Annotated in this window: 18 protein-coding genes; 6 read left to right on the top strand and 12 right to left on the bottom strand. The window is 65.5% G+C overall.

The window, feature by feature from the left end; genetic code table 11:
• Window position 1: 1 nt before the first annotated feature.
• From mrdA to ACODS5_RS14165, 5 genes are read right to left on the bottom strand one after another with little or no spacing between them, the layout of a single operon-like run.
• On the bottom strand, window positions 2-1,900 hold the full coding sequence (gene mrdA / locus ACODS5_RS14185; protein ID WP_134692702.1) for a penicillin-binding protein 2: 1,899 nt from the start codon (window positions 1,898-1,900) through the stop codon (window positions 2-4).
• Window positions 1,901-1,917: 17 nt separating this feature from the next.
• Window positions 1,918-2,385: a 23S rRNA (pseudouridine(1915)-N(3))-methyltransferase RlmH gene (gene rlmH, locus ACODS5_RS14180; protein WP_023631106.1), complete on the bottom strand. Its 468-nt coding sequence runs from the start codon at window positions 2,383-2,385 to the stop codon at window positions 1,918-1,920.
• A 9-nt stretch (window positions 2,386-2,394) separates the two neighbouring features.
• Window positions 2,395-2,823, bottom strand: coding sequence for a ribosome silencing factor (gene rsfS / locus ACODS5_RS14175; RefSeq protein WP_031315360.1), 429 nt, complete (start codon window positions 2,821-2,823; stop codon window positions 2,395-2,397).
• Window positions 2,824-2,867: 44 nt separating this feature from the next.
• On the bottom strand, window positions 2,868-3,527 hold the full coding sequence (gene nadD / locus ACODS5_RS14170; protein ID WP_134692704.1) for a nicotinate-nucleotide adenylyltransferase: 660 nt from the start codon (window positions 3,525-3,527) through the stop codon (window positions 2,868-2,870).
• Window position 3,528: 1 nt separating this feature from the next.
• Window positions 3,529-4,800, bottom strand: a complete 1,272-nt coding sequence (locus ACODS5_RS14165) for a glutamate-5-semialdehyde dehydrogenase (protein WP_489108968.1) — start codon at window positions 4,798-4,800, stop codon at window positions 3,529-3,531.
• Between the two features lie 228 nt (window positions 4,801-5,028).
• Between ACODS5_RS14165 and ACODS5_RS14160 the strand changes: the two genes are divergently transcribed.
• Entirely contained in the window at window positions 5,029-5,721 is a 693-nt protein-coding gene (locus ACODS5_RS14160; protein ID WP_134692706.1) for a DNA-3-methyladenine glycosylase, read from the top strand.
• Window positions 5,722-5,724: 3 nt separating this feature from the next.
• Entirely contained in the window at window positions 5,725-7,041 is a 1,317-nt protein-coding gene (locus ACODS5_RS14155; protein WP_134692707.1) for a bifunctional DedA family/phosphatase PAP2 family protein, read from the top strand.
• 47 nt (window positions 7,042-7,088) lie between these two features.
• Here ACODS5_RS14155 and ACODS5_RS14150 read toward each other — a convergent pair whose 3' ends face one another.
• From ACODS5_RS14150 to ACODS5_RS14140, 3 genes are read right to left on the bottom strand one after another with little or no spacing between them, the layout of a single operon-like run.
• Window positions 7,089-7,679, bottom strand: a complete 591-nt coding sequence (locus ACODS5_RS14150) for an LON peptidase substrate-binding domain-containing protein (protein WP_134692708.1) — start codon at window positions 7,677-7,679, stop codon at window positions 7,089-7,091.
• Window positions 7,680-7,688: 9 nt separating this feature from the next.
• Window positions 7,689-8,405 carry an LrgB family protein gene (locus ACODS5_RS14145; RefSeq protein WP_134692709.1) on the bottom strand — a complete coding sequence of 239 codons (717 nt, stop codon included), beginning with the start codon at window positions 8,403-8,405 and terminating at the stop codon, window positions 7,689-7,691.
• The gene (locus tag ACODS5_RS14140) at window positions 8,402-8,764 is read right to left on the bottom strand and encodes a CidA/LrgA family protein (protein ID WP_134692710.1); all 363 of its coding nucleotides are present in this window, start codon (window positions 8,762-8,764) and stop codon (window positions 8,402-8,404) included. Before ACODS5_RS14140 ends, ACODS5_RS14145 begins: the two co-directional genes overlap by 4 nt.
• 151 nt (window positions 8,765-8,915) lie before the next feature.
• Here ACODS5_RS14140 and ACODS5_RS14135 point away from each other — a divergent pair, with 151 nt between their 5' ends.
• From ACODS5_RS14135 to ACODS5_RS14125, 3 genes are all read left to right on the top strand, one after another.
• On the top strand, window positions 8,916-9,371 hold the full coding sequence (locus ACODS5_RS14135; protein WP_134692711.1) for a MaoC family dehydratase: 456 nt from the start codon (window positions 8,916-8,918) through the stop codon (window positions 9,369-9,371).
• Between the two features lie 150 nt (window positions 9,372-9,521).
• A complete protein-coding gene (locus ACODS5_RS14130) occupies window positions 9,522-11,255 on the top strand; it encodes a C13 family peptidase (RefSeq protein ID WP_489108967.1) in 1,734 nt (577 codons plus the stop codon).
• Window positions 11,256-11,282: 27 nt separating this feature from the next.
• Window positions 11,283-11,927 (top strand): oxidoreductase, encoded by a 645-nt coding sequence (locus tag ACODS5_RS14125; protein ID WP_134692713.1) that lies wholly within the window; start codon window positions 11,283-11,285, stop codon window positions 11,925-11,927.
• Between the two features lie 92 nt (window positions 11,928-12,019).
• Here ACODS5_RS14125 and ACODS5_RS14120 read toward each other — a convergent pair whose 3' ends face one another.
• The 4 genes from ACODS5_RS14120 to ACODS5_RS14105 form a co-directional block, all read right to left on the bottom strand.
• On the bottom strand, window positions 12,020-12,307 hold the full coding sequence (locus ACODS5_RS14120) for a YceK/YidQ family lipoprotein (RefSeq protein ID WP_134692714.1): 288 nt from the start codon (window positions 12,305-12,307) through the stop codon (window positions 12,020-12,022).
• Complete coding sequence (ubiX, locus tag ACODS5_RS14115; RefSeq protein ID WP_134692715.1) at window positions 12,304-12,933, bottom strand: flavin prenyltransferase UbiX; 630 nt, start codon at window positions 12,931-12,933, stop codon at window positions 12,304-12,306. The genes ACODS5_RS14120 and ubiX overlap by 4 nt, the downstream gene beginning before the upstream one ends.
• Window positions 12,930-14,279, bottom strand: a complete 1,350-nt coding sequence (gene mpl / locus ACODS5_RS14110; RefSeq protein WP_134692716.1) for a UDP-N-acetylmuramate:L-alanyl-gamma-D-glutamyl-meso-diaminopimelate ligase — start codon at window positions 14,277-14,279, stop codon at window positions 12,930-12,932. The genes ubiX and mpl overlap by 4 nt, the downstream gene beginning before the upstream one ends.
• 66 nt (window positions 14,280-14,345) lie before the next feature.
• Window positions 14,346-16,310 (bottom strand): sigma-54-dependent Fis family transcriptional regulator, encoded by a 1,965-nt coding sequence (locus ACODS5_RS14105; protein WP_489108966.1) that lies wholly within the window; start codon window positions 16,308-16,310, stop codon window positions 14,346-14,348.
• 265 nt (window positions 16,311-16,575) lie between these two features.
• Here ACODS5_RS14105 and exaC point away from each other — a divergent pair, with 265 nt between their 5' ends.
• A complete protein-coding gene (gene exaC, locus ACODS5_RS14100; RefSeq protein WP_134692718.1) occupies window positions 16,576-18,096 on the top strand; it encodes an acetaldehyde dehydrogenase ExaC in 1,521 nt (506 codons plus the stop codon).
• The last annotated feature ends 70 nt before the right edge of the window (window positions 18,097-18,166 follow it).

Here is an 18,166-nt window from a genome sequence, read left to right as displayed (position 1 = left end):
TTCACGGGGCCGATTCCTGGGCAACGGTGGCGGGGGCGAACTCGGGCTTGAGCCGGCCGTTTTCATCGAGCAGCCAGGCGTCCATGACCTGGCGGACCACGGGGGCGGCGACGCCGGAGCCAGACTCGCCGTTCTCGACCATCACCGAGACCACGATCTTCGGATCGTCGGCCGGGGCGAAGGCGACGAACAATGCGTGGTCGCGGTGACGTTCCTGGAGTTTATTGCGGTCGTACTTCTCGCCCTGCTTGATCGCCACCACCTGGGCCGTGCCGCTCTTGCCGGCGATCCGGTACGGCGAGCCGATCGCGGCCTTGCGCGCGGTACCGCGGGCACCGTGCATCACCTGCTCCATGCCGTGGGTGACCTTGGCCCAGTCGGACTTGTCGCGCAGGACGATGTTCTCCATCGGATTGTCGTCCACCGGCGGCTGGCCTTCGATGGTCTTGGCCAGGTGCGGGCGGTTCCACACCCCTTTGTTGGCGATCAGCGCGGTGGCCTGGGCCAGTTGCAGGGGCGTGGCCTGCATGTAGCCCTGGCCGATGCCGAGGATCAGGGTTTCGCCGGGGAACCAGGCCTGGCGACGGGTGGCGCGTTTCCATTCGCGCGACGGCATCAGCCCGGGGGACTCCTCGAACATGTCCAGCGCGACCTTTTGCCCGATACCGAACTTGTTCATGTAGGTGGACAACCGATCGATACCCATCTTGTGCGCAAGATCATAGAAATACGTGTCGTTCGAGCGCATGATCGCCACATCGAGGTCTACCCAGCCATCACCGTAGCGGTTCCAGTTGCGGTACTTGTGGTCGTAGTTGGGCAATTGGTAGTAGCCAGGGTCGAACACCCGGCTCGAAGCGGTGACCACGCCGCTGTCCAGGCCGGCGATGGCCACCGCCGGCTTGATGGTCGAGCCCGGCGGATACAGGCCGCGCAACACCCGGTTGAACAACGGCCGGTCGATCGAATCACGCAGTTCGGCATAGGCCTTGAAGCTGATGCCGGTGACGAACAGGTTGGGGTCGAAACTTGGCTGGCTGACCATCGCCAGCACCTCGCCGGTGCGTGGATCGAGGGCGACCAAGGCGCCACGACGCCCGCCCAGGGCCTGCTCGGCGGCTTCCTGCAGCTTGATGTCCAGGCTCAGGACAATGTCCTTGCCCGGTTTCGGGTCGGTGCGCTTGAGCACCCGCAGCACACGGCCCCGGGCATTGGTCTCGACTTCCTCGTAACCCACCTGGCCATGCAGCTCGTCTTCGTAGAAGCGCTCGATACCGGTCTTGCCGATATGGTGGGTACCGCTGTAGTTCACCGTGTCGAGGGTCTTGAGTTCCTTCTCGTTGATCCGCCCCACATAGCCCACCGAGTGGGCGAAATGCGCGCCCTGGGGGTAGTGCCGCACCAGCTGCGCGGCCACTTCCACGCCGGGCAGGCGGAACTGGTTCACGGCGATGCGGGCGATCTGCTCCTCGGTCAGCTCGAACAGGATCGGCACCGGCTCGAACGGCCGGCGCCCCTGCTTCATGCGTTTCTCGAACAGGGCGCGGTCATCCGCGGTGAGCTGCAGCACCTCGACGATCACATCCAGCACCTCCTGCCACTTGCCGGCGTTGCCCGCGCGCTCGCGGGTCATCACCAGGCTGAAGCTTGGCCGGTTGTCCGCCACCACCACGCCGTTGCGATCGAAGATCAGGCCACGGGTCGGCGGAATCGGCTGCACGTGCACCCGGTTGTTCTCCGACAGCGTCGAGTGGTAGTCGTACTGGATGACCTGCAAGTAGTACAGCCGGGCGATCAGCACGCAGACGAGCAGCACCACCGCCACGGCGCCCACGACGACGCGGTTGCGCACCAGGCGGGCGTCTTTCTCGTGGTCCTTGAGGCGGATCTGCTGCGGCATCGGACAGGCTTACAGGTTCATTTGTGGTAGGGATGCCCGGACAACACGGTCCAGGCGCGGTAGATCTGCTCGCCGATGAGTATCCTTACCAACGGGTGCGGCAGCGTCAGCGGCGACAACGACCAGCGCTGTTCGCTGCGCGCGCAGACTTCCGGCGCCAGCCCTTCCGGGCCGCCCACCATCAGGTTGACCGTACGCGCGTCCAGGCGCCAACGGTCCAGCTCGCCCGCCAGTTGCTCGGTGCTCCAGGGCTTGCCATGGACCTCAAGGGTGACGATGCGTTCCCCAGGCTGCACCTTGCTCAGCATCGCCTCGCCCTCCTGACGGATCAGGCGGGCGACATCGGCGTTCTTGCCACGGGTGTTCAGCGGGATTTCCACCAGCTCCAGCGCAAGCTCCGGGGGCAGGCGCTTGGCATACTCATGCCAGCCTTCCTCGACCCACTTGGGCATGCGCGAGCCGACCGCGATCAGGCGCAGACGCACGACGCTTCCTTATTCCCGGTCCTTGAGCTTGTCGGAGTACTCGTGAGCGTGCTCCGGGCTGTGGTGCTTGCCGTCGTTGGCGCGGCTCTGCTCGGCGCCCAGCCACAGGCGTTCCAGGTCGTAGAACTGGCGGGCGGCGGCGGTCATCATGTGCACGATGACGTCGTTCAGGTCCAGCAGCACCCAGTCGCTGTCGCCCTTGCCTTCTTCGCCCAGCGGCTGTGCGCCCTTGGCCTTGACCGCTTCGCGGACCTTTTCCAGCATCGCGTTGATCTGGCGGTTGGAAGTACCGGTGGCGATGATCATGTAGTCGGTCAGGCTGTGCTTTTCACGCACGTCGATGACCTGGATGTCCTGGGCCTTGACGTCTTCCAGCGCGGCCTTGGTCAGTTCGACCAGTTCTTCGCCGCTGATGCCGTTGATTTTCTGCTTGGTCATATAAAACTCGTTCAACTCATTGATTGAGGCGCCCACGGGCGCCGTCAGTTGGACGCACGATACAGGTCGTGCGCCTCGATGTAGGCCAGTACTGCGTCCGGCACCAGGAACCGCGCCGACTTGCCGCTGGCCAGCAGCTGTCGGATCTGCGTGGCGGACACCGCGAGCGGGGTCTGCCAGACGAACGAAATGTGCCCCGCCGGGCCGGACATGGCGGTGGGATCGCTCTCCGAGCGCGCCGCCAGCAGGTTGCGCAGCTCGTCAGGGGGTTCGACATCGGCATCCGGGCGTTGCAGCACCAGGATGTGACAGTGTTGCAGCAGCTCTTCCCAGCGATGCCAGCTGGGCAGGCCACAGAAGGCGTCCCAGCCCAGCACCAGGAACAACTGGTCATGCCTGTTCAGTTCAGCACGAATCGACTCGAGGGTGTCGATGGTGTACGACGGTTTGTCGCGAGCCAGCTCACGATCATCGACACTCAGGCAGCCAACCCCGGCCACCGCGCCGCGCACCATGGCCAGGCGGTCCTGGGCCGATACCTGTGGCGCGTCGCGGTGCGGCGGACGCGCATTGGGCAGCAGGCGCAGTTCGTCCAGGCACATGAATTCGGCCACTTCCAGCGCACTGCGCAGGTGACCGATATGCACCGGGTCGAAGGTGCCGCCGAGAATGCCGACGCGGCGGACGGCCACAGGCTCGCTCAACTCAGCAGGACTCCTGGCCGCGCAGCTGGCCGTCGCCGATCACCACGTACTTCTCGCAGGTCAGGCCTTCCAGGCCGACCGGGCCACGGGCGTGCAGCTTGTCGGTGGAAATACCGATCTCCGCGCCCAGGCCGTACTCGAAACCGTCGGCGAAGCAGGTCGGGGTGTTGAGCATGACCGACGCCGAGTCGACCTCGGCCATGAAGCGCCGGGCCTGGCCCTGGTGTTCGGTGATGATCGAATCGGTGTGGTGCGAGCCGTAATGGTTGATGTGCTCGATGGCCTGCTCCAGGCCGTCGACGACACGGATCGACAGGATCGCGTCGAGGTATTCGGTGTGCCAGTCGGTTTCGCTGGCCGGCGTCGCCGCGATGATCGCTTGGGTGCGCTCGCAGCCGCGCAGCTCGACACCTTTTTCCTGGAAGCGGCGCGCCATCTCCGGCAGGAAGCGCTCGGCCACGCGCTGGTCGACCAGCAGCGTTTCCATGGCGCCGCAGATGCCATAGCGGTAGGTCTTGGCGTTGAAGGCTACACGCCAGGCCTTGTCCAGGTCGGCGTGCTCGTCGACGAAAACGTGGCAGATGCCGTCCAGGTGCTTGATCACCGGCACCCGGGCGTCACGGCTGATGCGCTCGATCAGGCCACGGCCGCCGCGCGGGACGATGACGTCGACGAACTCCGGCATGCTGATCAACGCGCCGACCGCCTCACGGTCAGTGGTCTCGACCACCTGCACCACCGCTGGCGGCAGGCCGGCCTCGGCCAGGCCACGCTGGATGCAGGTGGCGATGGCACGGTTGGAGTGGATGGCCTCGGAGCCGCCACGCAGGATGGTGGCGTTGCCCGACTTCAGGCACAGGCTGGCGGCGTCGATGGTCACGTTGGGGCGTGACTCGTAGATGATGCCGATCACCCCCAGTGGCACGCGCATCTTGCCGACCTGGATGCCTGACGGGCGGTAGCTCATGTCGCGGATGGCGCCGACCGGGTCCGGCAGGCTGGCCACCTGGCGCAGGCCGGTGATCATGCCGTCGATGCGCGCCGGGGTGAGCGCCAGGCGCTCGAGCAAGGCTGGCTCCAGGCCGTTCTTGCGGCCATTGGCCAGGTCCTGTTCATTGGCTGCTGTGAGCACGTCGCGGGCCGCGTCGAGGGCGTCGGCGGCGGCCTGCAGGGCGCGGTTCTTCTGCGCGGTGCTGGCACGGCCGATCACCCGCGAGGCCTCACGGGCGGCGCGACCCAGGCGGGTCATGTAGTCAAGAACGGACTCGGTCATGGGTTCGGTGTCTTGGCAAAGGGGAAATCGGCTGATTATAACTGGCGCGCTCGGGTACGCCCAGCGGCGGGTGGCGGATGGTCGAAAATGGTTGGCGTCCAAGTGCAGGAAAGATGTAACCGCCCGTATCGGAATTTTCACCTAGCCATCGCGGGACAACCTGATTCAGCCTCGCTTAAGCCATTCATTGCTATCATCCCCGCCTTCACCAACACGAACCCCGCCCGCATGCCCGAACAAGCCCCCTGCCCGGCCCGCGCCCTGCCCGACAGCTTCTTCGACCGCGATGCCCAGACCCTCGCCCGCGACCTGCTGGGCAAGATCATTCGCCATCGCCATGGCGATTTGTGGCTGGCCGCGCGCATCATCGAGACCGAGGCCTACTACCTCAGTGACAAAGGCAGCCATGCCTCCCTCGGCTTCACCGAGAAGCGCAAGGCGCTGTTCCTCGACGGCGGGCACATCTACATGTATTACGCCCGCGGTGGCGATTCGCTCAATTTCAGCGCCCATGGCCCCGGCAACGCGGTGCTGATCAAGTCGGCGTTCCCCTGGAGCGACGCACTGTCGGGCGACAACAGCCTGGCGCAGATGCAGCTGAACAACCCCGACGCCAGCGGCAACCTGCGCCCGCCCGAGCGCCTGTGCAACGGCCAGACTCTGCTGTGTCGGGCCTTGGGCCTGAAGGTGACCCAGTGGGACGCCCAGCGCTTCGACCCCCAGCGGCTGTACGTCGAGGATTGCGCCATCGCCGTGCCACGGGTGATCCAGACCACCCGCCTGGGCATTCCCCACGGCCGCGACGAACACCTGCCCTACCGCTTCGTCGATGCCGACTACGCGCGCTTCTGCACCCGCAACCCATTGCGCCGCGGCCAGGTCGAAGGCAAGGATTTTTTCATGCTCGAACAAGGAAACTGAAACATGGGCCAATGGCTCGATAGCCTGACCGCCTGGCTTGGCGCTCATCCACAGTGGCTCGGCCTGGCGGTCTTCATCATCGCCTGCGTCGAGTGCCTGGCAATTGCCGGCATCATCGTACCCGGCACCGTGCTGCTGTTCGCCGTCGCCGTGCTGGCCGGCAGCGGCGCCCTGAGCCTGGGCGAAACCTTGCTGCTGGGCTTTCTCGGCGGCCTGCTCGGCGATGCGTTGTCGTATACCGTGGGCAAGTATTTTCACCAGAACATCCGGCGCCTGCCGCTACTGCGCAGCCACCCGCAATGGATCGGCGGCGCCGAGGCTTACTTCCAGCGCTATGGCATCGCCAGCCTGCTGGTCGGGCGCTTCATCGGTCCCTTGCGGCCGATGCTGCCAATGGTCGCCGGCATGTTCGACATGCCCTTGCCACGCTTCATCGCTGTCAGCCTGGTGGCCGGGGCGGGCTGGGCGGTGGCCTACCTGCTGCCCGGCTGGGCCACCGGCGCGGCGATGCGCCTGCCGCTGCCGGAAGGCTTCTGGCTGGATGCTGGGATCGTCGTGGGCACCCTTGCGGTGCTGATCGGCCTGAGCCTGAACAGCAGCATCCGCGACCAGCGCCACGGCACGCGCCTGATCGCCGCGCTGAGCGGCGTGGCGGTGGCGGCGCTGTTCGTTGGCTGGCCTTACCTGAGCGCACTCGACCAGGGCGTGATGACCCTGGTGCAGGAACACCGCAGCCAGGTTATCGACGGCGCGGTGGTGGTGGTGACCCGGCTGGGCGACTTTCGCACCCAGTTCTTCCTCGGCGGCCTGCTGACCGGCCTGCTGTTGCTGGCCCGGCAGTGGCGCCATGCGCTGTTCGCCGGCAGCGCGCTGATCGGCACGGCCCTGGCCAACGGCTCGCTCAAGTGGCTGTTCGCCCGCGCTCGCCCCGAGGTGCTGGCCGACCCGCTGACCAGCTACAGCATGCCCAGCGGGCACAGCTCGGCGTCGTTCGCCTTCTTCCTGGTACTGGCGTTGCTGGCCGGGCGCGGCCAACCGCCGCGCATGCGCCTGACCTGGGTGCTACTGGGTTGCATCCCGGCCCTGGCCATCGCCCTGTCGCGGGTGTACCTGGGGGCGCACTGGCCGACCGATATCCTCGCCGGGGCGTTGCTGGCCTGCTGTGTGTGCGCGCTGAGCCTGACCCTGGCGCAGTATCGCCAGCCGCTTACGGCACTGTCGCAACGGGTATGGTGGCTGGTGCTGCCGGCATGCATCGCGTTGCTGGCGTTCTTCGCCCTGCATGCGCTGCCCAAGGCGTTGTTGCGCTACCAGTACTGAGACGGCCATTTTGCGGCACCGCGAATCCCTGTAGGAGCGGCCGCTGATCAGGCGAACAACTCGCCCTGGATACGCTCGAGCAACGCCTGGATCGCCTCCAGCCTGAGCTGCGGCGAGTCGATCGCCAGCAGGTCGAGCTTGTCCTCTTCCACGAACGGCAACAGGTAGGCCAACTGGTTGGCCAACGCCTGTCGCCCGTCGACATCCCGCGGCATGTCCAGCGCCTCGACCATCGGGTGTTCGCCCAGGGCCAGCAGCAGCGCCAGCAGGTCATCGTCCTGCTCCTGCAGCGGCCCGTCCGCCAGCTCCGACAGCCACTGCACCTGGCCGACCATCAACTGGTCCTTCTGCACCTCGGTGCGCTCGACACGAAAACGCCGCACGCCTTCGACGCGGATGCCCAGCAGGCCATTGTCCTGCTGCACGAAATCGCGGATCAGTGCCTCGCAGCCGACCGACGCCACCACCGGCGCCGCCTTGCCCACCTGCTCGCCTTCCAGGATGCATACCACGCCAAAGCCTTCGCCCTGCTTCATGCAGCGGCCGATCATGTCCAGGTAGCGTGCCTCGAAGATCTGCAAGTCGAGCAGGCAACCGGGAAACAGCACGGTATTGAGGGGAAACAGCGGTAGCGTCATCTTTGCTCCTCAAGCCACCAGGCTGACCGCCAACGGCAGGAACACCGCCGTGGCCACCCCCATCAGGCTCATCGCCAGCGCGGCGAAGGCGCCGCATTCGTCACTTTCCTGCAAGGCCACCGAAGTGCCCACCGCATGGGCGGTCACACCCAGCGCCATGCCCCGAGCCTCGGCGCTGAGCACGCCGCAGCGGCTGAGCAACGCCGGGCCGAAGATAGCCCCGATCACCCCGGTGATCAGCACGAACACCGCCGCCAGGGCCGCCACGCCGCCAATCTGCTCGGCCACCAACATGGCGATCGGCGAGGTGACCGACTTCGGCGCCATGGTCATCAGGATCATGTGCTCGGCGCCAAACCACCAGCCCAGCGCCAGGCATGCCACCGTGGCGAACAGGCCTCCGATTACCAGCGTAGTAAATGTCGGCCAGAACAGCTGGCGGATCCGCCGCAGGTTAAGGTAGAGCGGCACCGCCAGGGCCACGGTGGCCGGACCCAGGAGGATGTTCATGATCTCGGTGCTCTTGCGGTACTCGGCGTAGTCGATGCCGCAGACAAGCAGGATGCCGATCACCACCAGCATCGACACCAGCACCGGTTGCAGGAAGATCCAGCGGGTCTTTTCATAACCTGCCAGCACCAGCTGGTAGGCGGCCAGGGTGATGCCGATACCGAACAGTGGATGGTGGATGACCGCGTCGAGCGCGCCGTGCCAATCGAGGGTCATGGCTGCTCCTCGTGCTTGCCCTGGCGCTGGATGAGCTTCTGCATCAGCACGCCGACGAACACCAGGGTCGCCAGGCAGGAGATCAACAGCGCCCCGACGATGGCCCAGAAGTCGGCGGCGATGTCCCTGGCATAGACCATCACACCCACCGCTGGCGGCACCAGCAGCAATGGCAGGTAGCGCAGCAGGCTGCTGGCGGCCTCGTTGAGCGGTTCGCCCACCTCGCCGCGCAGCATGAGGTATGCCAGCAGCAGCAACAGGCCGATGATCGGCCCAGGCAGAATGTGCAGGAACAGGTGATTGATTGCCGTCCCCAGCAACTGGAACAGCACCAGCCAGGTCAAACCACGCAGCAGCATAAAGACCTCCCTCAGAGCATGGCGGCCATTATAAGCACGCTAAGCAACTGGCTATAAGGCGATGTTCGGCGAAATGCTGGCAACTTGACTGATCCCCATGGCCGTGCTGATCTTGCACCTTCGTACCAAATGACAATCTGGAGATGTCGCGATGCCCTATGTACCCGTTACAGAGCTTTCGCAGTACGTTGGCAAGGAGCTGGGCCGTTCCCAATGGCTGAAGATCGACCAAGAACGCATCAACCTGTTCGCCGAAGCCACCGGCGATTTCCAGTTCATCCATGTCGACCCGGTGAAGGCGGCCAAAACTCCGTTTGGCACCACCATCGCCCATGGCTTCCTCACCTTGTCGCTGATCCCCAAGTTGATGGAGGACATCCTGGTACTCCCCGAGGGGCTGAAGATGGTGGTCAACTACGGACTGGACAGCGTGCGCTTCATCCAGCCGGTGAAGGTCGACAGCCAGGTGCGGTTGAAGGTGGACCTGGTCGACGCCACCGAGAAGAAGCCAGGCCAGTGGCTGCTCAAGGCCACTGCCACCCTCGAGATCGAAGGTGAAGAGAAGCCCGCCTATATCGCCGAACCGCTGTCGCTCTGTTTCGTCTGATCTTGCGTAGCAGCCAGCTTGCTGGCGAACCGCACCGGCGAGGCCGGTATTCACCGACGAGGCCGGCTCCCACACCGGCCTTCGCGGCCCAATTCACGCCTCCTGGCATTCTGCGGCATACTCGGCGCATCGTTTTTCGCGGAAGCCGCCATGCGCCCCCTGCTGCCCCTGACTTTGATCCTGCTACTCGCCGCTTGCGGCGAAGGTGAGCCCCTGGCGCCGCCGGACGCGCGCCTGCCCGACGGCGGCCGCTACCGCGGCCAGGTGGTGAACGGCCTGCTACAAGGCGAGGGGCGCATCGACTATCCCAACGGCAGTTGGTACGCCGGTAGTTTCCAGGATGGCCAATGGCACGGCCAGGGCGAATGGCACGGCAGCAATGGCGAGGTTTACCGAGGCCAGTTCAGCGAAGGCCTGTTCCAGGGCCTGGGCGAGCTGACCACCCCTGGCAGCCACTACGCCGGCACGTTCAAGCACGGCCGCCGCGATGGCGAAGGAACCCTAAAGCAACACGACCAGACCTACCGCGGCCAATTCAAGGACGACCAGTACGAGGGCGCCGGCCAGCTCGAACTGTCCGACGGTAGCCGTTACCAGGGCCTGTTCGCCCGGGGCAAGCCCAATGGCGCGGGCGTGCGCAGCGACGCCAGCGACAACCAGTTCAGCGGCCACTTCATCGATGGCCAACTGCAAGGCGCCGGCACCTACGACAGCGCCGACGGCGAGCAGTACATCGGCGAATTCAAGGACAACCGTCTCGAGGGCCGCGGCCGCTACGAAAGCGCTGATGGCGACGTGTGGATCGGCGACTTCAAGGACGGCTCGCTGGTTGGCGAGGGTGAGCTGCTGGGCAGCGATGGCAGCCGCTACAAAGGCGGCTTTCGCGACTGGCGCTTCAGCGGCCTGGGCACCTTGCAACTGGCCGACGGCAGCCAGTACGCCGGCGGCTTTGCCGACGACGCCTACCATGGCCATGGTCGCCTGACCCATCCCGACGGCCGCGTCGAAGCAGGCACCTGGGTCAATGGCGTGCGGGTGCGCGACGAGCATGGCACGCTGCTGCCCGACCCCCTCGACCTGGCCCTGCTCAACCAGGGCAAGCTGCTGGAGGATGCCCTGGCCAAGGTGCCACGCACGCTGCCGCCGGTGCAGTTGTACAGCCTGGTGGTGGCCGGCGATGGCCAGCAGAGCGTGTTCCTGCGCGAAGCCGACTATGTCAGCAACATGCTCAAGGTGCGCTTCGGCGCCCATGGCCAGGTCACCCTGGTCAACCATCGCGACCACCTGGCCGACCGGCCCATGGCCACCCGCGAAAACATCACCCGCGCCGCGCGTACCCTGGCCGAGCGCAGCGGCCCGGAAGACCTGGTATTCATCTACCTGACCAGCCACGGCAGCCATGATCACCAACTGGTACTCGACCAGCCACGCCTGCAACTGGCCGACCTGTCCGCCGATGAACTGGCCAGCGCCCTGGCGCCGCTGAAAGATCGCGACAAGGTCGTGGTCATTTCCGCCTGCTACTCCGGGGGCTACATCGCCCCGCTCAAGGACCAACGCACCCTGATCATGACCGCCGCGCGCCCGGACCGAGTGTCGTTCGGCTGCTCGGAGGAGGCCGACTTCACCTATTTCGGCGATGCCCTGTTCGCCCAGGCGCTGAACCAGACCGACGATCTGAAACAAGCGTTTGAACTGGCGCGACAAAGCGTTGCCGAAAGAGAACGAAGGGAAGGCTTCGAAGCCTCGCAGCCGCAGCTCTGGGCGCCGCCTGCGGTAGTCAGCCACTGGCAGCGCCTGCGCCGACAACAGGCCGAGCAAGCCTTGCGCAATGAAGCCCAGCCAGCTTCGGGGGAACAGGCGAAAACACCTGGGGCCCACTAAGCTCAGTAGTAACGAGGGAGAGACATCATGTATTTGACGCCTCAGCATGTCCTGCTTGCCGGTGCCACGGGTCTGACGGGTGAACACCTGCTCGACCGCCTGCTCAACGAGCCCACCATCAGCCGCGTATTGGCACCGACCCGTCGGCCGCTGGCCGAGCACCCACACCTGGAAAATCCGGTGGGCGACCCGGCCGTGTTTCTCCCGCAACTGGCCGGCCGCGTCGATATCGCATTCTGCTGCCTGGGCACCACGCTCAAGCAGGCAGGGTCGGAAAACGCCTTCCGCGCGGTCGACCTGGACATGGTCGTGGCCTTCAGCAAACGCGCCCGGGAGATGGGTGCGCGACACCTGCTGGTGATCAGCGCGCTGGGCGCCGATGCGAAGTCGTCGATCTTCTACAACCGGGTCAAGGGCGAAATGGAAGAAGCGCTCAGGCAGCAGGACTGGCCGCAGTTGACCATCGTGCGGCCTTCACTGCTGTTGGGCGAGCGTATCGAGCCACGCCTGGGCGAGCGCCTGGCGGCGCCGTTCTCGCGACTGATACCAGGCAAGTACCGTGGCATCGAGGCCTGTACCCTGGCCCGGGCGCTTTGGCGCCTGGCACTGGAAGAGGAAGACGGAATCCGCGTGGTCGAGTCGGATGAATTGCGCAAGCTGGGCAAAAAGTAGCGCAGCAGTACCGGTCTCATCGCGGGGCAAGCCCGCTCCCTCCTAGCTTGGCAATCAAGACGTGGGAGCGGGCTTGCCCCGCGATTGCTTTGCTACAGGCCGCCTGTGGCGTTGAAGCCCACTCCCGCCGCCGTCAACAACGACAACGGCAGCAGCACGGTATCGAGCAACGCGCTGCCCGGCAGGTCCAGCCCTGGATAAGCCGGCGCAGTGGCGCCGAAGCGATCCTCCGGGCAGCACCCGCCATTCATCACATACAGGTCAAGCCGGGTCCCGGCATACACCACCGGCGCCCCCGGCTTGTTGCCATCCAACGTGCGCACCGTGGCGCAGCCGCCGAGGTGGGCCAACAGCAACAGCCCTGCCAGGGTGCGCTTCAATCATCGACCCCATAGTGATGCTCGCCCCAGCGCGGCAACATGTCCTGGGGGATATTCAACAAGTTGAGAATCCGCGCCACGACAAAATCGACCAGGTCGTCGATGCTCTGCGGCTGGTGATAGAACCCCGGCGCCGCCGGCAGGATCACCGCGCCCATCTGCGACAGCTTGAGCATGTTCTCCAGGTGGATGGTCGAGAATGGTGCCTCGCGCGGAACCAGGATCAACTGACGACGCTCCTTGAGGGTCACGTCAGCCGCCCGCTCGATCAGGTTGTTGCAGGCCCCGGTGGCAATCGCCGACAGGGTGCCGGTGGAACACGGCACCACCACCATCGCCGCCGGCGCGCCGGAGCCCGAGGCCACCGGCGACATCCAGTCTTCCTTGCCATACACGCGGATCTGTCCGTCGGCCGCGCCGGTGTACTCGGTCAGGAACGCCTGCATGGCCTGGGGCTTGGCTGGCAACACAACGTCGGTCTCTGTAGCCATCACCAGTTGCGCGGCCTTGGAGATGAGAAAGTGCACCTCGCGCTCCTCGCGCACCAGGCAATCGAGCAAGCGCAGGCCATACTGCGCCCCGGAGGCGCCGGTCATGGCCAGGGTGATGCGCTCGGGCCCGCTCACTTCAGGGCCTCGGCCAACTTGCCGTGCAGGCCGCCGAAGCCGCCGTTGCTCATGATCACCACATGGGTGCCGGGGCGGGCCTGGCCCTTGATGCGCTCGATGATCGCCTCGAGGCTGTCGGCGACCACACTCGGCACCTTGCACTGAGCCGCGGTGCCGGCCAGGTCCCAGCCCAGGTTGGGCGGTGCGTACCAGATCACCTGGTCGGCGTCGTTGACGCTCTCCGGCAGGCCGTCGCGGTGGGCGCCGAGTTTCATGGAGTTGGAGCGCGGCTCGATTACCGCGATCACCGGCGCCTCGCCAACGCGCTTGCGCAGGCCGTCGAGGGTGGTGGCGATGGCAGTCGGGTGGTGGGCGAAATCATCGTAGATGGTCACGCCCTGCACCTCGGCGACCTTCTCCATGCGCCGCTTGACGCTCTTGAACGCGCTCAGGCCTTCGACCGCCATGGCCGGCGCCACGCCGACATGGCGGGCGGCGGCCAGAGTGGCCAGGGCATTGGCGACGTTATGCTGGCCGGTCAGGGCCCAGTCCACCACGCCCTGGGCCTGGCCCTCGAACAGCACTTCGAAGCGCGAACCGTCGGCACTGAGCAGGCGCGCCTGCCATTGGCCACCCACGCCGGTGGTCTGCACCGGGGTCCAGCAACCCATGCCGATCACCCGCTCCAACGCCTGTTCGGCGGTCGGGTGAATCACCAGGCCTTCGCTGGGGATAGTCCTTACCAGGTGGTGGAACTGCCGCTCGATGGCCGCCAGATCGGGGAAAATGTCTGCGTGATCGAACTCCAGGTTGTTGAGGATCGCGGTGCGCGGGTGGTAGTGCACGAACTTCGAGCGCTTGTCGAAGAAGGCGCTGTCGTATTCGTCGGCCTCGACCACGAAGAATGGCGTGCCGCCCAGACGCGCCGACACCGAGAAGTTCTGCGGCACGCCGCCGATCAGGAAGCCCGGGCTCATGCCAGCGTGCTCCAGTACCCAGGCCAACATGCTGCTGGTGGTGGTCTTGCCGTGGGTTCCGGCCACGGCCAGGACCCAACGGCCCTGCAGCACATGGTCGGCCAGCCACTGCGGGCCGGAGACATAGGGCAGGCCCTTGTTCAGCACGTACTCCACCGCCGGGTTGCCCCGCGACATGGCGTTGCCGATCACCACCAGGTCGGGTGCCGGCTCCAGCTGGACCGGGTCGTAGCCCTGGGTCAGTTCGATGCCCTGGGCTTGGAGCTGCGTGCTCATCGGCGGGTAGACGTTGGCGTCCGAGCCAGTGACGCGGTGGCCCAGCTCCTTGGCCAGCACCGCCAGCGACCCCATGAAAGTGCCGCAAATACCGAGAATATGAATGTGCATGATCGACCTCGCAAAACGTCGAGGCAGGGTAGCCCAGGGCGCGGGAAATCGCACCCGGTGTTTTGCTCAGGCGCCCCTGGCGATGCCGTGCTTGCGCAGTTTTCGATACAAGGTATTGCGGCTGATGCCCAGGTGCTCGGCGACACGCGTGAGGTGCCAGTGTTTTGCCTCCAGTACGTCCATGAGCGCCTGATGCTCGGCGTGTAGGAGCGGCCTTGTGTCGCGAAAGGGCTGAGCGTCACCGGTGAGATCCTGGGGCCGCCGCGCGGCCCTTTCGCGACACAAGGCCGCTCCTACAGGGCCCGCGTCGCTTCGAATGATTGCGGGGAGATCCGAGAGCGCTATAAGGGCGTCTTCGCACAGCGCCACCAGGGTCCGCAATACATTGCGCATCTGCCGCACGTTCCCAGGCCAAGCGAAGTCCAACAGCGCCTGGCGCGCCTCTGCCGCCAGCTGAACACGCTGCCCTTGTGCCTCCTGGCGTAACAGGAAGTCCAGCAACGCCGCCTTGTCACTGCGCTCGCGCACCGCCGGCAACGCCACTTCCAGGCCATTGAGGCGGTAATACAGGTCCTCGCGGAAACTGCCCTGCTCCACCCGCTGCAGCAAGTCGCGGTGGGTGGCACTGATGATGCGCACATCCACGGCCTGGGGTTCGCCGCCGATCGGTACCACCTGACGCTCTTCCAGCACGCGCAGCAGGCGGGTCTGCAAGGCCAGCGGCATGTCGCCGATCTCGTCCAGCAACAAGGTGCCGCCGTCAGCCTGCAACAGCTTGCCGCGCATGCCTTCCTTGCGTGAGCCGGTGAAGCTGCCGCCGCGATAACCGAACAGCTCGCTCTCGATCAGGCTCTCGGGAATCGAGGCGCAATTGATCGCCACGAACGGCTTGTGCCGACGGGCACCGGCCTGGTGTACCGCCTGGGCAAAGGCCTCCTTGCCACAGCCGGTCTCGCCGCGCAGCAACAGCGGCACGTCGCGCTCGAACACCCGCACGGCGCGGCGAAAATCCTCCTGCAAGGCCGGATCGAGCAGGCAGATCGCCGGCTCGACCACAGGCCGCGCCTGGGGCAAGGCCGCTGGCACCGACCACACCGGTGCACGGGCCTGCCCCCGCAGACTGGCGAACACCTGGCGACCGTCGCGGGTATGCAGCGGCCAAGCGCTGCTGCCCTGGGGAGTGGCACGGCTGAACAGTTCGTCGTGGCTGCAGGCAAAGAACCGCTCCAGCGGCTTGCCCAGCACGCCGCCGCGAATGCTGCCCAGCAGGTTCAAGGCGCTTTGATTGGCGGCGCAGATCCGCCCGTCGCCGTCGAAGGCCAGCAAGCCCTCGCTGAACAGGCCCACCGACTCGGCCTGCAAGTGGAAGCGCAACAGCCACTGCTGCTCGAAATGGCGCAGGAAATAACAGCTTTCGATCATCTTTGCCGAGAGGTTGACCAGTGCCATGGTATGGAACTGGCTCTGGCGCGAGACATCAGGCCGCGCCGAGGACACATCGAGCACCGCGAGCAATTCGCCGTGTGGATCGAACACCGGGCTGGCCGAGCAGGTCAGGCCGGTGTGCCGGCCACGGAAGTGCTCATCCTGGTGAATGGTCAGGGCCTGGCGCTCGACCAGGCAGGTGCCGATGCCGTTGGTGCCCTCGCGGGCCTCGCTCCAGTCGGCGCCCAGCCATAGCCCGGCACGCTCGAAGATGCGCCGCTCATTGGGCGCGGTGACGCAATTGAGGATCACCCCGCGGGCATCGGTCAGCAACACCGCATGCCCAGTGCCGGACAACTGCTGGTGCAGGCTGTTCATCTCGGTGTCGGCGATCTGCAGCACCTGGTGCAGGCGTTCGCGGCTCTCCAGCAGGCGGCCGTGCTCGAGCACCACTGGCGCCTGGGCTCGTGCCGGGTCGAGGTGGTAATCCTCCAGGCAGCGCAGCCAGGAGCGGGCGATGGACGGGTCACTGCCCGGCCCGCTGGGCTGGCCGTGGGCCACCGTGAGCACTTGCTGGGCATGGCGGCTGAACGGGTTGCTCTGCATTTTTGTTGTTCTCCGCAGGTAGAGCGTCCCGCCAGCATCCTCCAGCGGCGAATGCTTTGCAATGGCGCGCTGACCCTTGAGTCATGCCTGTGCCATAACCGGTACAAAGTGTCACCCAGACCGTGTCAACTGAGGTACAAGACCCTCCACACCGCATCTACGGATTAACCCAAGTCATTGATTCACAAGGGCCTCAGAGCACTGGCCCGACCTTTGCTCTACGCTTGGAAACTCCGCAACAATCACAACGATCAGGAGATACCCCATGCGTTACGCACATCCCGGCACCGACGGCGCGAAGGTTTCCTTCAAGAGCCGCTACGGCAACTACATCGGTGGTGAGTTTGTAGCTCCGGTGAAAGGGCAATATTTCGAGAACACCTCTCCAGTTAACGGCAAACTGATTGCCGAATTCCCCCGCTCCACTGCCGAGGACATCGACAAGGCCCTCGACGCCGCCCATGCCGCCGCCGACGCCTGGGGCCGCACCTCGGTGCAGGACCGCTCCAACGTGCTGCTGCGCATCGCCGATCGCATCGAGCAGAACCTCGAACTGCTGGCCATCACCGAAACCTGGGACAACGGCAAGCCGATCCGCGAGACCCTCAACGCCGACATCCCGCTGGCGGTCGATCATTTCCGCTACTTCGCCGGCTGCATCCGCGCCCAGGAAGGCGGCGCCGCCGAGATCAACGAAACCACCGTGGCCTACCACCTGCACGAACCGCTGGGTGTGGTCGGGCAAATCATCCCCTGGAACTTCCCGCTGCTGATGGCCGCCTGGAAACTCGCCCCGGCCCTGGCTGCCGGCAACTGCGTGGTGCTCAAGCCCGCCGAGCAGACCCCGCTGGGCATCACCGTGCTGCTGGAGCTGATCGGCGACCTGCTGCCCAAGGGCGTGCTCAACGTGGTGCAGGGCTTCGGTCGCGAAGCCGGCGAGGCATTGGCCACCAGCAAGCGCATCGCCAAGATCGCCTTCACCGGCTCCACCCCGGTGGGCTCGCACATCATGAAGTGCGCCGCCGAGAACATCATCCCGTCCACCGTCGAGCTGGGCGGCAAGTCGCCCAACGTGTATTTCGAAGACATCATGCAGGCGGAGCCGGCGTTCATCGACAAGGCCGCCGAAGGCATGGTCCTGGCGTTCTTCAACCAGGGCGAAGTGTGCACCTGCCCTTCCCGCGCCCTGGTGCAAGAGTCGATCTACCCGCAGTTCATGGAAGTGGTGATGAAGAAGGTGCTGCAGATCAAGCGCGGCGACCCGCTGGACACCGACACCATGGTCGGCGCCCAGGCCTCGCAGCAGCAGTTCGAGAAGATCCAGTCCTACCTCAAGATCGCCCAGGAAGAGGGCGCCGAGCTGCTGACCGGCGGCAAGGTGGAGCAACTCGAAGGCGCGCTGGCCACCGGCTACTACATCCAGCCGACCCTGCTCAAGGGCAACAACAAGATGCGCGTGTTCCAGGAAGAGATCTTCGGCCCGGTGGTCAGCGTCACCACCTTCAAGGACGAAGCCGAGGCCCTGGCGATTGCCAACGACACCGAGTTCGGCCTGGGTGCCGGCGTGTGGACCCGCGACATCAACCGCGCCTATCGCATGGGCCGCGGCATCAAGGCCGGTCGCGTGTGGACCAACTGCTACCACCTGTACCCGGCGCATGCCGCGTTCGGTGGTTACAAGAAGTCCGGTGTCGGCCGGGAAACCCACAAGATGATGCTCGACCACTACCAGCAGACCAAGAACCTGCTGGTGAGCTACGACATCAATCCGCTGGGCTTCTTCTAAACAGGCCACTGGGGCTGCTGTGCAGCCCTTTGGCCGGCAAATCGGCGCCTACAGGTTTCACCTCTGCCTT

This window comes from Pseudomonas sp. FG47 (genome assembly GCF_057809115.1).
Note: the sequence above shows the minus strand (reverse complement) of the source record. Positions and strands in the feature narration are given on the sequence as shown.